We start from the raw sequence: 12,551 nt of genomic DNA, 5'->3' as shown, positions 1-12,551 counted from the left end.
AAGAAACGATTCGTGCCCTTAGAGCTTAGAGCGTAGGTGGGACATTCGGCGCATACGGCGCCACGTTGTCCAAACGAGAAGTGCTGCCAAGCACGTTATTGCCAGGAAGCTGCGTCAAAGAATCACCGATTTCGCGAGTTGCTTGCTGGTCACTGGACGCGCGCTCAGATCGTGCGTGAGACTCATTCACGTCCACCACACCGACAGTTGCGTTCGGGTCGAACGGACGCTGCTCATGCACACTGCCATCTTCATGCACCGCAACGATCCCTGGAGCCGATGGAACCAACAGGCCTGCGTCACCTGCACGTTGCGCAATCTCTGCGGATGATTTGCGGTCCTCAAGGTCGCGGGTCAGCGATTCGACACGGTTGGTCAGCTCTCGCTCCTGCGCCTGAAGGCGCTGAATGGTAAACGTTTGCGTCGTCGACAAAGCGCTGAGCCCCATCGCAGCAACAACCCCGAATACCAGCAGTACCACCGTCACTGTGAACGTCAGCGACAACTGTTTCTTAGCGACAGCCGGCTGCGCAATCCTCCTGCCACGGTAGGACACAATCTGCTTCGACCCCAACCGCCCGTGAGTACGCGGGTGTGGGACGTGTGGCCGAATTCCCGGGTTGAGCAGCCGAGTGTTCGCGCTACGCTGCTGGCCGGAGCGCCGCGTCTGCGGGCGCGCCTGATCACCGCGCGTCAGCGTCATGTTCGATCCGCTGTGCTCTCGTGCTGCCATGATTGATCAGTTCCTTAGTTGCCTTGTGCTAGTTTCTCGACACCACGTACCCGTACGGACGCCGCTCTAGGGTTATGTTCAATTTCAGTTTTCGACGCCTTCTCCGACCCATTTGTGATGGATCGAAACAGCGGCTGCGTACCGGGTAAGTCCATCGGGAGCCCCGGTGGGGTTTTCGACTCCGTGAGTTCCCGAAACGCCGCCTTGACGATTTTGTCTTCCAACGATTGATAGCTCATGAAGACCGCACGGCCACCAACTCCGAGGAGGTCAGTAATGACGGGGAGGACTTGCTCGACCGCTTCGAGCTCGCGGTTCACTTCGACCCGCAGCGCCTGAAACGTTCGCTTTGCCGGGTGCCCGCCCGACCTACGTGTGGCTGCCGGAATCGTGTCGTACAGCAGCTCCACCAGACGCGCACTCGTTGTGAATGGCTCCTGTTCACGCTGCTGAACAATCGCCCGAGCAATCTTTCCCGCAAAACGCTCGTCTCCGTACGTCTTCAATATGCGTGCCAAGTCACCGTGCGAGTAGGTATTCAGCACGTCAGCGGCAGTGAGCGATTGCGTCGTATCCATCCGCATATCTAGCGGGGCATCAATCTTGTACGCGAAACCGCGTTCTTCCTGATCGAGCTGCATCGAAGAAACGCCAAGGTCAAACAGCGCCCCGGCAACTCCATTTTCGCGGACGATGCCGAAAGGCACCCGCTCGTCAGAAGCCGCAACTTCGCCAATTGCGTCAAAACGGGCTTGCACCGGAACAAAACGGTCGCCGAATGGAGCCAGTCGCTGCGTTGCCGCAGCTAACGCGTTTGGGTCGCGGTCGATTCCGATAACGTACGCGTTTGGAAATGTAGAAAGAAAGTACTCAGTGTGGCCGCCTGCGCCGAGGGTGCCGTCGACAATCACTGCGCGATCGCCGAATTGCTCAACTGCTGGTGCGAGCAATTCCGCCATCCTGTTACGCATCACGGGAACGTGGCCACGGTTTGCCACCGGATCAAAGTCCATCGCGGCTTCTACCATTGTCGGGCACACTCCCTTCACTGCGTTGTTCTGAAAATTACCTACACCCATGTTTGGGGAGCGTATAGAGCCCTACCCCGGGCGGCTGCTCTGATGTCGGGGAAGTACACCAGAACGCTTCACGCCCGGGATAGAGTCCGTACACGCTCTCCGTCAGTAGTCAATGTCCACTGTCAGGTAGTCAGCCTTACAGCAGACCGGAGAGTATGTCGTCGTCATCCGCCGCCGAGAAGGCAGCTTCAGTCTCTTCTTGATATTGAGCCCAGGATTGTGCATCCCAGATCTCGAGAAAATCTACAGAACCGATAACCACGCACTCCTTTGAAAGGTTTGCGTATTCCCGGTGCGACGCCGACAACGTGATACGACCAGAACCGTCAAGCGTTTGCTCATCCGCACTGGCAGCCAGATTACGAATGAACGCACGAGCCTTCGGGTTCGTGCGGGATGCTGCAGCAGCCTTTTTGGCTCGCGCTGCGAACTCCGCACGGGGGTATACCGCCAAAGAGTGATCTTGCCCCTTGGTCACCATCAGCCCGTCCGCGAGGTCCTCTCGGAACTTCGCAGGCAGCGTCAAGCGTCCTTTGTCATCAAGCTTGGGAGTGTAGGTTCCCAGAAACATCGGGCGACCCACCTTCCTCTACGCCGTCAGACACGTGATGTATGTAGTTTTCTCTGCTTCGTGCGACAAAGGTGTGTAGTCAGCACACCACCGCGCCTTCCGCTACGCCCCACTTTAACCCACTGTGCCCCACAAATGCCACACCACACACAAAAAAGATTACCGACTCCAACATAACCGCAGGTCAACGAGTAAGAAAACGGTGGGGCCCCCTCCCCCCTTCGTGCTTCACAATAGCCACAATCACCCCACCAGTCGACTAGATACGCAAAGAAATACCCACAAAAGTCCATCTCCGCATACACGTGTGGGCAAAAGTGGAGAATGTGGGTGAAAGTGGGGCGCTTCGCCCACGCAATAAAAAACGCCCCCAGTAAAGGGGGCGTGGTCCTTTTTAGTATTAAGGCCGATCCTCGAACCGGCGTTTAAAGTTCTGCTCCATCGAGCTCACTCGAGGAGACTTCTGCTGGTTCCGGGAAACATTCCGCAACTGCGATACAGATGGGCCATGCGCTGGGGTGCGCAACGCCATGATTCCACCAGCCATCATGACGCCGAACCCGATAACGCTAATGATTACTGTCCAAATGGAAAGCGAGGCAAGCGCAACACCGCCGAGCAACAACACCACTCCAAGCACCATTAACGCAACGCTGCGCATTGTAATCCGCCCTGTGGACGATGGAGCCGCATAGTCGGCGTTTCGGCCGACGCTTTGCACAAATGAAGGGTCATCTGCCATGAGTGACTGCTCAATTGCGCGGAGTGCTTGCTGCTCCTGTTCAGAAAGTGACACTGCTCTACTCCCAAGCTCCAAAGCGGACGTTGCTATCCATACAACGGCCATCCTAGCGCCTTTGTTCCCCGGGAGACGAGGGCAAGATTGCCCGGGCTAAGCCGCAACACCATTTCCGGCAGGAAGTGCCTCGAGGTAGAACTGTTCCGCCTGCTCAAGTAACTGCGCAACCCTGTCAGCTGGCGGCATATGCTCAATCCCTGAGGCAACGCGGCCGCGTTCCCGCGAGAACGACTCAAACACATGCGCCCACCGCTCACCACCCTTCCCCGTGAGTGCAAGCTTCTTCCACGCGCTCCTTGGCAGCCGCTTTCGCTTCTGAATTACCGGACTATCGGAACACACCGCACCCGCAGTCCGCAGCGCTGCACGGTAGGCATATTCCATAGCCTCGTCGTACGCCCCCTCCTCAAATCGCTCATAGGCATACGTGAGGCAGCCATCGGCGGTTTCAAGAAACTGGTCACGCTTCGATTGACGGACGCGAGCACCGTAAACTTCGTTCGTTGTCGCAGAGATAACGCTGTTCATGTTGATTTCTCCTTCATTTCCCTTTCGCATTTGAGATGAATATAGAAAATGGGTCCGACAAATCCCCCAGAACTTCGCTCATTTGTTCGAATATGGCGAAACTTCCCGGACTCATGGTTCGATAAAGGCATGAAGACCGAAATCCGACGACTCACATCGGCCGAGTACCTTCTTGCAACGCCCACACTCGTCGACCTCTATATAGAGGCCATGGACTACCCGGTCAATGTTCGGGCACAACGCATCTCCTCCTGGCGCCAAGAGGCTCTCTCCCCAGGCTTCACTGCAATCGCGGCAGTTGCTGACGACACGATCATCGGCATTGCATACGGAATGTTGGGACAGCGTGAACGATGGTGGGATCAGCAGCTCAGGCGGGCGCTTGCCATGCAAGGGGGGCCGTCGAAAAGCGAAAAGGAGTTACTCCAAAGCTACTTTGAGGTCGCTGAAATCCATGTGCTCCCTAGCTATCAAGGGAGAGGTATCGGCGCGAAGTTGCTCCGGGAGCTCCTGCGCCTTGCGCCGGCAAAATTTGCTCTACTGTCTACCCCTGAGGTCGAGCACGAGGACAACGGCGCGTTCAAGCTCTACCGCAAATTTGGGTTCTCCGACGTCGCACGTAACTACCTCTACCCCGCTGATCCGCGGCCATTTGCGATTCTTGGGCGATCGCTGCCACTCAGCGCCTCACCAATGTTGTAGGTTTGTCGTGGTAACTCGGTAGTCTCTAGGTGCATACGTCTACGACAGATTCTGGAATGGAGCACAACGTGTCTGAAGTATCCTCACAAAGGCCAACGCTCGAGGCCATCCCCGCGCTTGTTGAGGAGCAACTTCGCGTGTTCTTCGACGGCCAGGAATCGGTAGTCGCGGAAATTGGTGCCCCGGTGGAAGACGCAGTGTCTTACCTGCGCAAGTTTGTCCTCGGTGGAGGCAAGCGGATACGGCCACTCTACGGCTGGGCTGGCTTCATCGGCGCAGGAGGGCTTGACCACAGCCAGGAGAACCCCGACGCAGTGCTGCGCGCAGTGAGCTCGCTCGAGTTCATTCAGGCATGTGCGCTCATCCACGACGACATTATCGACGCCTCCGACACCCGGCGCGGCAACCCAACAGTGCACCGCGCGGTTGAGGCTACGCACCGCAACGAAGGCTACCGTGGTGACGCCGCTTCGTTCGGCGAGCACTCGGCCATTTTGATTGGCGATCTTGCGCTGGTGTGGGCAGAAGACATGTGGCGATACTCGGGGCTCACGAATGATGCCCTCGACCGCGCGGCGAAGCCGTGGCTGGGGATGCGCACTGAGGTGATCGGCGGCCAGCTGCTGGACATCATGTTAGAGGCTAAGGGCAGCGAATCTGTTGAGCTCGCAGACAAGGTGAATCGGTACAAGACCGCTGCGTACACGATTGAACGGCCGCTCCACCTTGGCGCCGCGATTGCCGGCGCACCGGATGCAACGATCGCCGCGTTCCGTGGTTACGGACGTGATATTGGCATTGCGTACCAGCTCCGCGATGACATCCTTGGGGTCTTCGGTGAACCTGAGGTGACCGGCAAGCCGGCTGGCGACGATATCCGTGAGGGCAAGCGTACCGTCTTGTTCGCCACTGCGCTGGCAAACTTGGACGCGTCCGATCCTGCCGCAGCGCAACGCCTTCGCGACGGGATTGGTGTCGCAGCATCGCCAGAGGAGCTTTCCGAACTCGCAGAGCTTATTCAAGAAAGTGGCGCCGTCGAGGCAGTAGAGGCGCGCATCGGTCGCCTCACTGAATCAGGCCTGCAGCACCTTTCGGACGCAGGGATTGATGATGCAGTTGCGCAGTTCATGCGTGACTTAGCTATCAAAGCCACGGCTAGGCGTATGTAGCAATGAAGTCCCTTTCGCCGACACGACTAGGGCTGCTGGCAAGTTTCTTGGTGGCCCTTGGCTCCTTTGGGGCCGGCGCCACCCGCAACCGTGGCGGCGTGATGCGTATGTTGGGCGTCGACAATTTGACGTACGGGCACGGGCGTGCGCTCATGGACATCACGATGAGCGTCGGCATCGTTTTGTTGTTGCTTGCCTGGCTGTGGCTGTGGCGTACGCGTCCCACCTTCGATACGGTACGGCGCACCACCTGGCTGTGGACCGCACCACTCGCGCTGAGCGCACCGATGCTCTCGCGCGACGTGTACTCCTATCTGATGCAAGGCGCCATGCTTCGCGACGGCTTCGACCCATACTCAGAAGGTGCGGCCGTCAACCCCGGCCCGCTGCTGTGGGAAGTCTCGCACGACTGGCGCAACACCACCACCCCGTACGGTCCGCTGCACCTGGGATTAGGCAAGCTGATCACACTGGTAACTGGCGATAGTGTCGGCGCTGGCATTGTTGCATATCGGCTCCTAGCGCTGGCGGGTTTCGCGCTGATTATCATCACGGTCCCGAAAATTGCGCAGCAGCTCGGCGGCGACAGTGCATTTGCGCTCTGGATTGGAGCGACGAATCCCTTGATGTTGCTGCATATGGTTGGCGGCATGCACAACGAGGCCGTGATGGTGGGGCTCGTCAGCGTCGGCATCGTGTGGGCACTACGCCGCCCAGCAACCTTCGCCACTTTTAGTGGCGCCATCGCTGTGGTGGCTGTTGCGGTCTCGCTCAAGGCCACGGCTGCCGTGGCGATGCCTTTCATCGTGTGGCTGATGGTTGCCCATTTCGCGGGTGCATCAGCATCTGTGCTTAAGAAGTGCGGCGTGTTCATCCTTGCCACGGCTTGGTCTATCGCGCTGACAGGCGGGGTGCTTTATGTTGTCACCACGGCGTCTGGCGCGTCGTGGGGATGGCTGGCTGAGATCTCCGGCAACTCGAAGGTGATCAACCCGTTGGCAGGGCCCACGCTGGTCACCGAGATACTCACTCCCGGTTTCCAGCTTTTCGACGACCACTTCTACTACAACAGCCTGCTCGTTGTCGTGCGCGCGGCCGCTTCCATCCTGATGTTGGTGGCGTTAGCCGTGGTGTGGTGGTGGTTCCGCCCGAAACCGGGTGCAGCGAACGACGTGCGCGCTGTCCAGGGCACGACCGCCGCGTACGTCGCCGCGTTCATCACGAATGCGGTCACGCTCCCCTGGTACTACGCGTCGATTTTGGCACTCGTGGGAACTTTCCGGGCACCGCGGTGGGTGCAACAGGTCGCCGTGGGTGCGAGCGTGATCATCGTGCTGGCGTTTACAGGCGGCGGTAACCACCGCTTTTACGATGCCTGGTTCCTCGTCGCGGCACCGTTCGTGGCCTTTGCAGCAGTGCTTGCGGTGTGGCCGTTCAAGCAGGCTAAAACGCCATCGCCTGTGCTCGGCGAATAACTTCGCGGGCACCATGGCCGTGCAGCGCGTCGATTGGACGGCCGCTCAGTGATTCATCGGGGGTGAATAGGTACTGGAGCGACTCTTCGGGGGAAAAGCCGCCGTCCGCAAGCACGGTGATTGCACCGCTGATGAACTTTGACATTTCGCCGTCCGCCAGCAGGAGCGCAGGAATGTAATTCACGCCGTCCTTGCGGTAAACGAGGAGCTTGTCGGCGTGAACATAGTCGTGGATTTTTGTGACTGGAACGCCGAGTGTTTCCGCAACTTCGGGGAAGGTCAGCAGTTCATCGTGTTCGAGCAAAGAATCAATAGTCTGTTGAGCACTCACGACCGACAGTTTACGCGTCGAGAGCACGTTTGGGCCATACTGGAGCGCATGGCACAGCTCGCAGTTGGAGACACGCTGGACAACCGGTACATCATCGATCGCCCCATCGCACGCGGTGGCATGGCGACGGTGTACCGCTGCGTCGATACGCGTTTAGGCCGTGAAGTTGCCGCCAAGGTGATGCACGAGTCCTATGTGCATGACAGCGTGTTTCGTGAGAGGTTTCGTCGAGAAGCTCGGGCGATGGCCCAGCTTTCCCACCCCAACCTGGTCAACGTGTACGACTTCGCTGCCCAAGGCGAACCCACGAACCAAGTATTTTTAATCATGGAGCTCATCACCGGTGGAACACTGCGTGAGCTGCTCGCCGAGCGCGGTCCCATGCCGCCGCACGCCGCCGCCGAGGTAATGCGGGCTGTGCTCACTGGCCTCGCGGTCGCGCACCAAAAAGGAATGGTGCACCGCGATATCAAACCGGACAATATCCTGATTAACAGCGATCACAGTGTCAAGCTTGCGGACTTCGGCCTTGTGCGTGCGGTCTCAGACATCACGCATTCCACCGACCAGATCGTAGGTACGGTCGCCTACCTCTCCCCCGAGCAAGTGGACGGTTCACCGATCACGCAGGCCTCCGACGTCTATTCCGCAGGCATCGTGCTCTTTGAGCTACTCACCGGCCAGCAGCCCTTCAACGGCGATACCCCCATCGCGCACGCCTTCGCACGGCTACATGATGTGGTGCCCGCGCCCAGCTCTCGGATCGGAGGCGTACCAAAGCTTTTCGACGAACTCGTGGCCACCGCCACCGCGACCGACCCCCACGACCGCTTCCATGATGCATCGGAGTTCCTCGCTGCGCTCAACGACGTAGCGGACGCGCTTGAGCTACCACCCTACGCGGTACCCGTACCAAGGCATTCCGCAGCGAATCGTGCCGCAGCTCACCCCACGCAGTTTCGCCTCCGGCCGAATTCAACAGATGATTCCCCGAGAACACGTGTGGATGCGCCGACAATCCAGCCCCCGGCGCCTGCACCGCCACCACCACAGGTGCCAGCCCCGGCTCCACCGCAAGCCCCGCTTTCCCCGGCGCGACCTCGCAAGCCGGTGAGCAACCGCTCGGGAATCGGCCTGGCAGTTTTCCTAGTGTTCAGCGCAATCTGCACAGGCTTGGTTGCGGTGGGCGGCTGGTGGCTCGGGTCCGGCATGTACGGCGAGATTCCGCAGATCCTCCTACCGATGCCCTAAGGCGCCACCGCCGCGCGCAATCTTAGTAGCGCAACATCTCCGCTACGAGGAAGGCCAACTCGAGTGCCTGCTCAGTGTTCAAGCGCGGGTCGCAGGCAGATTCGTAGCGGCCTGGCAGGTCAACGTCAGTGATGTCCTGCGCACCGCCGAGGCACTCGGTGACCGCCTCGCCGGTCAGCTCAATGTGGATGCCACCCGGGTGCGTGCCCAACTGACGGTGCACCTCGAAGAAGCCCTGGACCTCATCCAGAATCTTGTCAAAGTGCCTGGTCTTGTAACCATTTGACGCCGTAAACGTGTTGCCGTGCATCGGGTCGCTTTGCCAAATCACCTTATGGCGAGATGCCTCGACGGCGTTGACGATGCCTGGCAACACTTCGCGAATCTTGTCGTGCCCCATCCGGATCACCATCGTCAAACGGCCAGGCTCGAAATTCGGGTCGAGCTTATCCGCGTACGCCACGGCTTCTTCCGGAGTGGTCGTCGGCCCCAACTTGATGCCGATCGGGTTATCGATCATCGCGGCGAAGTTCACATGGAAGTCATCGAGATCGCGGGTGCGCTCGCCGATCCACAGCTGATGCGCGGACAGGTCATACAGCCGCGTCTCCCCCTGATCGTCTTCGGCGAGGCGCAGCATTGCGCGCTCGTAGTCCACAAGCAGAGCTTCGTGGGAGGCGTAAATCTCCGAGGTCCGGAGGTGTTCGTCGCTCACGCCACAAGCATCCATGAACGCAAGCGAGCGCGAAATCTCACGGCCGAGCGCCTCGTAGCGTGCACCCGCCGGAGAGTTGGTCACAAACTCGCGGTTCCAAGTGTTGATGTTGTGCAGGTCTGCGGTACCGGACGCAGTAAGTGCACGAACCAGGTTCATAGCCGCAGACGCATTTGCGTACGCGCGGACCATGCGAGCGGGATCATGGCGACGCGCCTCCGGAGTCGGTTCGACGCCATTGACGATGTCACCGCGGTAATTCGGCAAGCCGTTGCCGTCGAGATCGGATGAACGTGGCTTTGCGTACTGCCCGGCGATACGCCCGAGCTTCACTACGGGCATCGACGCGCCGTACGTCAACACTGCCGCCATCTGCAGGAGTGTACGCACGTTCGCGCGGATATGAGGCTCTGTGTTGGACTCAAATGTCTCCGCGCAGTCACCACCCTGAAGCAAAAACGCTTCACCGTTAGCGACCTTCGCCATTTTCTGCTTGAGTTCTTCAACCTCTGGGGCAAGAACTACCGGCGGTACAGATTCGAGAATCTTCCGCACATACTCAGCCTCATGACGGTCCCAGCTCGGCTGCTGCTTCGCGTCACGCGACAACGCGTCCTGGAACTGTGCATTGAGGTCTCCCGGGAGTGGTGGCAAATCGGGGAGAACTTCTTTGGGGATATCTACTGTCCAACTCACACTTAATGTTTAGCACGAAGCTGCGACGAATACCACAACTTTGCGGCGCGAATACCTGCACAGACTCAAAGTGTGAAACGCGCGTCTCACGATCTAGACGCGCGGCCAAGCCGGTCAAGCGGCAAATATTCCGCGCATACGCGGTACTTCTTCAGGTTATGGCGCGCATCTACCAATGCATCGTGGTTCCCGCGCGGCACCTGTGGCAGCCTCGGCCGCCCCGCCATTTCCCAGTACTGCTTCAGCTCTCGAGTAAAGCGCGGAAGGTTCTTCGGCAACCCGGTCATGTCACCCCACAGCTGCGCCAGCACAACGTGATCGTACGCCCCCACCCATGCCCAAAGCTCCGGGGCGGAGCGGGGCGTCGTCAAGAACTCGTAGACCTCACTGCGGATCTGCTCCCGCGACTTCCATGCGGGGTGACCAGCACCGGGCAGTTTATCCAAGACATTGTCGCGCACCCACTGGTTCGCACGCGCGGCGTCAAACTCATTGGACACCGCGTAGTATTCACGGCCGTCCTCCGCGACGATGCCGATGGAGACTAGCTCAATGGTCGAGCCGTCTTCGATGAACTCTGTGTCGTAAAAGTAACGCACTAGTTCGCCTCACCCTCCGGGCCCTCAGGTTTGCGTGGCCAAAACATCACCGCTGCAACGAACAGTACGAGTAGCGGCGAAATCACATTCCTGGCTATCTCAAGATCACTCGTGACGAGATACGCTCCCACCGCGCAGCACACGAGCACAATACGAGTAACGAGGTCCCGGTCCATCAAACGTCCTTACTTAATCCTCTTCGGGCTCGGCGCCCTCAGGATAGCGCCCCGTCTCTTCCAGATGCTTTTTGACGTCCGAAGCATACACATCCACGTACGGGTACCCGGACAACGCAGACATCTTGTGCATCACGAAGTCCGTAAACGGACGCATCACCTCCCGCGAGTGCGGATCAAATCCGTGCTCCGTCGCCCAAGCGTGCGGGTCAATAGGTTCGCTGAGCTTGATGCGGACCTTCGCCGGGCGCGGAAGTACCGACCCGATCGGGTTCGCCTCGCGGGTGCCAATCATGGCCACCAAGATCACCGGCGCTCCCGTGTCCATCGCGACACGAGCCATACCGGTGCGCCCCTTGTAGATGCGACCATCCGGTGAACGCGTGCCTTCCGGGTAGATACCGAACACGTCGTTGCGATCAACAATCACCTCGCGCGCAGCCTGCTGCAGGTTCGCGCCCGCATTCGAATCACCGCGATGCACAGGGATCTGACCAACAGCGGTAAAGAAAAACCGCTTGAACCTGCCCCTCAAGCCAGGTTGCGTAAAGTACTCGCTCTTAGCCGGAAACGTGATTTGCCGACGCAGCATCAGCGGCAGATAGAACGAATCCATCACCGCTTGGTGGTTCGAGACAAGAATGACGCCGCCTTCGTCCGGCACATGCTCCGCGCCTTCAATCGTGGGACGGTTCCACACGAGCAGCGCTGGACCTAGCAACGCTTTAAACGCCGAATACCACTTGTTATGCACGGTGTCTCCCTGCTAGATCCTCACGAGCTAAGTCTGCGACACCGATCATACCTGCCTGCGGGCCCAGCTCTGCGCATAGAATCTCCGGAACAGGGCGGTACCCGGAGCCAACCATGTTACGACGCAACGAATCCTTGGCATCTTCCATAAAGAGATCTGCGTCGGCGCTCACGCCACCGCCAAGAACCACCAGGCCCGGATCCATAACGTCAGCCACTATCGACAAACCACGGCCCAGCCACTCCGCAAAACTCGCAAGCGCCTTCACGCCAAGCTCATCGCCCTCGCGTGCAGCCTCCATCACGTCATGGCCCGTCGCCCGCTTATCGACGACCTTCCGGTACAAACCGCACTTCTTAAAACCGCCGTGCGCTGCGACCTCCAAAGCACAGTCCACCAACGACGTGCCCGAGGCGTACCGCTCCAAGCAGCCCTGCTTACCGCAGGAACACACGCGCCCATCTGGCACAACAGTCAAGTGCCCGAACTCGGGGGCAGTGCCGAACGATCCGCGGTAAATCTTGCCATCAATCATCAACGTTGCGCCGATACCGGTACCGACGGCAAAGAACACCCAGATATCCGCATCCTTTGCTGCGCCAAATCGGTATTCACCCCAGGCTGCCGCGTTCGCGTCGTGCTCAAGGCGGACTGGTAGCCCCAGAGCCTCCTCAAGCTGCGCCCGAACCGGCTGGTCGTTGCGCCACGGCAAATGCGGGGCGAACCGCACGATCTCGCAGTCCGGGTCAAGAAAACCGGCGATAGCCAAGCCGACAGCATCAACCACGTACTCCCGCTGCAGCTGCCGCACCATATCGACGATGACGTCGATAAGCTCATCACCAGTCTGCGGAGTACCAGTAGATATCGATGCAACGATGCGCCCAGAGTCATCAACCACTGCTGCGCGAGTATTCGTCCCGCCGATATCAAAACCGACAGTCAGCTTGGATTCAGTAGACATACATGACCA

The 12,551-nt window shown here is 59.2% G+C and carries 14 protein-coding genes and 1 pseudogene; 4 read left to right on the top strand and 11 right to left on the bottom strand.

The window, feature by feature from the left end:
- Positions 1–25: 25 nt before the first annotated feature.
- The 5 genes from KBX13_RS00165 to KBX13_RS00145 form a co-directional block, all read right to left on the bottom strand.
- Positions 26–733: a hypothetical protein gene (locus tag KBX13_RS00165; RefSeq protein WP_256020209.1), complete on the bottom strand. Its 708-nt coding sequence runs from the start codon at positions 731–733 to the stop codon at positions 26–28.
- A gap of 14 nt (positions 734–747) precedes the next feature.
- On the bottom strand, positions 748–1,746 hold the full coding sequence (rsmH, locus tag KBX13_RS00160) for a 16S rRNA (cytosine(1402)-N(4))-methyltransferase RsmH (RefSeq protein ID WP_256020437.1): 999 nt from the start codon (positions 1,744–1,746) through the stop codon (positions 748–750).
- Between the two features lie 202 nt (positions 1,747–1,948).
- Positions 1,949–2,383, bottom strand: coding sequence for a division/cell wall cluster transcriptional repressor MraZ (mraZ, locus tag KBX13_RS00155; protein ID WP_070362207.1), 435 nt, complete (start codon positions 2,381–2,383; stop codon positions 1,949–1,951).
- Between the two features lie 400 nt (positions 2,384–2,783).
- A complete protein-coding gene (locus KBX13_RS00150; protein ID WP_070478970.1) occupies positions 2,784–3,179 on the bottom strand; it encodes a DUF3040 domain-containing protein in 396 nt (131 codons plus the stop codon).
- Between the two features lie 96 nt (positions 3,180–3,275).
- On the bottom strand, positions 3,276–3,710 hold the full coding sequence (locus KBX13_RS00145) for an SAV_6107 family HEPN domain-containing protein (RefSeq protein WP_256020207.1): 435 nt from the start codon (positions 3,708–3,710) through the stop codon (positions 3,276–3,278).
- Positions 3,711–3,839: 129 nt separating this feature from the next.
- On the opposite strand from KBX13_RS00145, the gene KBX13_RS00140 reads away from it, so the two are divergent.
- From KBX13_RS00140 to KBX13_RS00130, 3 genes are read left to right on the top strand one after another with little or no spacing between them, the layout of a single operon-like run.
- On the top strand, positions 3,840–4,412 hold the full coding sequence (locus KBX13_RS00140) for a GNAT family N-acetyltransferase (protein ID WP_256020206.1): 573 nt from the start codon (positions 3,840–3,842) through the stop codon (positions 4,410–4,412).
- Between the two features lie 56 nt (positions 4,413–4,468).
- Entirely contained in the window at positions 4,469–5,581 is a 1,113-nt protein-coding gene (locus tag KBX13_RS00135; RefSeq protein WP_370687306.1) for a polyprenyl synthetase family protein, read from the top strand.
- Between the two features lie 2 nt (positions 5,582–5,583).
- The gene (locus KBX13_RS00130; protein WP_256020202.1) at positions 5,584–7,056 is read left to right on the top strand and encodes an alpha-(1->6)-mannopyranosyltransferase A; all 1,473 of its coding nucleotides are present in this window, start codon (positions 5,584–5,586) and stop codon (positions 7,054–7,056) included.
- Here KBX13_RS00130 and KBX13_RS00125 read toward each other — a convergent pair.
- Positions 7,025–7,387, bottom strand: coding sequence for an Rv2175c family DNA-binding protein (locus tag KBX13_RS00125; RefSeq protein ID WP_240492798.1), 363 nt, complete (start codon positions 7,385–7,387; stop codon positions 7,025–7,027). The two genes, KBX13_RS00130 and KBX13_RS00125, sit on opposite strands and share 32 nt — an antisense overlap.
- A 48-nt stretch (positions 7,388–7,435) precedes the next feature.
- On the opposite strand from KBX13_RS00125, the pseudogene KBX13_RS00120 reads away from it, so the two are divergent.
- Positions 7,436–8,623, top strand: a pseudogene (locus KBX13_RS00120) (protein kinase); the annotation flags it as partial.
- Between the two features lie 37 nt (positions 8,624–8,660).
- On the opposite strand, the gene KBX13_RS00115 reads toward KBX13_RS00120, so the two are convergent.
- From KBX13_RS00115 to KBX13_RS00095, 5 genes are all read right to left on the bottom strand, one after another.
- The gene (locus KBX13_RS00115) at positions 8,661–10,049 is read right to left on the bottom strand and encodes a class II 3-deoxy-7-phosphoheptulonate synthase (RefSeq protein WP_070362200.1); all 1,389 of its coding nucleotides are present in this window, start codon (positions 10,047–10,049) and stop codon (positions 8,661–8,663) included.
- Between the two features lie 86 nt (positions 10,050–10,135).
- Complete coding sequence (locus KBX13_RS00110; RefSeq protein WP_070478769.1) at positions 10,136–10,648, bottom strand: polyadenylate-specific 3'-exoribonuclease AS; 513 nt, start codon at positions 10,646–10,648, stop codon at positions 10,136–10,138.
- On the bottom strand, positions 10,648–10,824 hold the full coding sequence (locus tag KBX13_RS00105) for a hypothetical protein (RefSeq protein ID WP_168156176.1): 177 nt from the start codon (positions 10,822–10,824) through the stop codon (positions 10,648–10,650). Before KBX13_RS00105 ends, KBX13_RS00110 begins: the two co-directional genes overlap by 1 nt.
- Positions 10,825–10,837: 13 nt before the next feature.
- The gene (locus tag KBX13_RS00100; protein WP_070362198.1) at positions 10,838–11,578 is read right to left on the bottom strand and encodes a 1-acyl-sn-glycerol-3-phosphate acyltransferase; all 741 of its coding nucleotides are present in this window, start codon (positions 11,576–11,578) and stop codon (positions 10,838–10,840) included.
- Positions 11,571–12,542 (bottom strand): ROK family protein, encoded by a 972-nt coding sequence (locus tag KBX13_RS00095; RefSeq protein WP_070362197.1) that lies wholly within the window; start codon positions 12,540–12,542, stop codon positions 11,571–11,573. The genes KBX13_RS00100 and KBX13_RS00095 overlap by 8 nt, the downstream gene beginning before the upstream one ends.
- Positions 12,543–12,551: the final 9 nt, after the last annotated feature.

This window comes from Corynebacterium sp. CCUG 51687 (assembly GCF_024453995.1).
In the GTDB taxonomy this organism is placed as follows: Bacteria; Actinomycetota; Actinomycetes; order Mycobacteriales; family Mycobacteriaceae; genus Corynebacterium; species Corynebacterium pseudogenitalium.
This window is presented reverse-complemented; position numbering and strand designations above follow the sequence as displayed.

Coding starts and splice junctions, on each gene's coding strand:
- rsmH (WP_256020437.1), bottom strand. CDS start 1,746: ATGGACTTTGATCCGGTGGCAAACCGTGGCCACGTTCCCGTGATGCGT.
- KBX13_RS00095 (WP_070362197.1), bottom strand. CDS start 12,542: ATGTCTACTGAATCCAAGCTGACTGTCGGTTTTGATATCGGCGGGACG.
- KBX13_RS00140 (WP_256020206.1), top strand. CDS start 3,840: ATGAAGACCGAAATCCGACGACTCACATCGGCCGAGTACCTTCTTGCA.
- KBX13_RS00105 (WP_168156176.1), bottom strand. CDS start 10,824: ATGGACCGGGACCTCGTTACTCGTATTGTGCTCGTGTGCTGCGCGGTG.
- KBX13_RS00135 (WP_370687306.1), top strand. CDS start 4,469: ATGGAGCACAACGTGTCTGAAGTATCCTCACAAAGGCCAACGCTCGAG.
- KBX13_RS00145 (WP_256020207.1), bottom strand. CDS start 3,710: ATGAACAGCGTTATCTCTGCGACAACGAACGAAGTTTACGGTGCTCGC.
- mraZ (WP_070362207.1), bottom strand. CDS start 2,383: ATGTTTCTGGGAACCTACACTCCCAAGCTTGATGACAAAGGACGCTTG.
- KBX13_RS00165 (WP_256020209.1), bottom strand. CDS start 733: ATGGCAGCACGAGAGCACAGCGGATCGAACATGACGCTGACGCGCGGT.
- KBX13_RS00130 (WP_256020202.1), top strand. CDS start 5,584: ATGAAGTCCCTTTCGCCGACACGACTAGGGCTGCTGGCAAGTTTCTTG.